The sequence below is a fragment of the Paraburkholderia sp. J12 genome (assembly GCF_905220215.1).
In the GTDB taxonomy this organism is placed as follows: Bacteria; Pseudomonadota; Gammaproteobacteria; order Burkholderiales; family Burkholderiaceae; genus Paraburkholderia.
Map to the genome: position 1 here is coordinate 1 of NZ_CAJMZC010000043.1, position 1,405 is coordinate 1,405.

The 1,405-nt window shown below is 59.7% G+C and carries 1 protein-coding gene; it reads left to right on the plus strand.

Annotated elements, in window-relative coordinates:
• Positions 1-51: 51 nt before the first annotated feature.
• Positions 52-1,405, plus strand: a protein-coding gene (locus U5760_RS31515; protein ID WP_322016214.1) for an IS3 family transposase whose coding sequence is annotated in 2 segments (ribosomal slippage) — positions 52-517 and positions 517-1,405 — 1,355 coding nt annotated over the 2 segments. Because the reading frame shifts where the segments join, the coding sequence is not laid out codon by codon here. This gene is flagged as partial in the annotation.

Below are 1,405 nucleotides of genomic sequence, written 5' to 3' on the forward strand. Positions count from 1 at the left end.
TGAACTGCACCCCAAAAGTTGGACACCGATCCAACCTTTGGGGTGTTTTTCATGGCGAAGTACACAGAGCAGTTCAAGCTGTCGGTGATCGCGGACATTGAGTCTGGAACGATGCTGTCCTGGCGCGCCGCTGCGCAGCGGCACAACGTTGACGAAGCGACGGTGCGTAAATGGGTTGCGGCCTATCGTGCACACGGAGCGGCGGGCATCGAGCGCAAGCATGAGTTCTACAGCGCGCCATTCAAGCAATTCGTGCTGGAGCAGGCAAAAAGCGAAGGCCTGTCTGATCGGCAGGCCGCTGCACGGTTCAATATTCGCAACCCCAGCGCCATTGGGGTGTGGAGGCGGCAGTATGATGAGGGCGGATTCGCTGCCTTGTCTGCCCGCTCACGGGCGCGCCCGCAAAAAATGCCCAAACCACCCCAGGCTATATCCCCTTCACGCCCCGATGACGATGCGCGTACTCGTGAGGAGTTGCTCGAAGAGCTCCAGCATCTGCGAATGGAGAACGCGTACCTAAAAAAGCTCGAAGCCTTGGCTCAGGCGCAGCAGCATGCAGCGCAACGCAAAAAGCGCAAATCGTGCTCGAGCTAAGGCAGCACCATCCTCTGGCGGCCCTGCTGAAGATCGCTGGTCTGGCTCGCAGCACCTTTTACTACCAGCAGAAGGTCCTGCAGGCCGGAGATTGTTACGCCGGGCTCAAGCAACGCATTCGCGCCATCTACGAATCGCACCGGGGCCGGTATGGCTACCGGCGAATCACTGCCGTCCTCCGGCAGACTGGCGAGGCGGTGAACCACAAGCGGGTCCGGCGCCTGATGCTCCAGCTCGGGCTGAAATCCCTGGTGCGGCCAAAGAAGTACCGTTCCTGGCGAGGCACGGTGGGCCGGATTGCACCGAACCTGCTCAACCGGCAATTCCGGGCGCAGCGCCCCAACGAGAAATGGGTCACGGACGTCACCGAATTCAGGGTGAAAGGGCAAAAGCTCTATCTGTCGCCGGTGATGGACCTGTACAACGGGGAGATCATTGCCTGGCAGAGTGCCACCCGGCCGAGCTTCGAGCTGGTCGGGCAGATGCTGAAGAAAGCCTTCTCGCGCCTGGGAAACGGCGAGCGTCCGCTATTGCATTCCGATCAGGGGTGGCAGTACCAGATGGCGGCCTGGCGCCGTCTTCTGGATCAGCACGCCATCCGCCAAAGCATGTCGCGCAAGGGCAATTGCCTGGACAATGCCGCGATGGAGAGCTTCTTTGGTACGCTCAAGGCCGAGTTCTTCCACCTCAATGAGTTCGACAGCGTCGAACAGCTACAGGCAGGAATCCGCCAGTACATCCATTACTACAACCACGAACGTATCCGGCTGAAACTAAAAGGGCTGAGCCCTGTGCAATACAGAACTCAGCC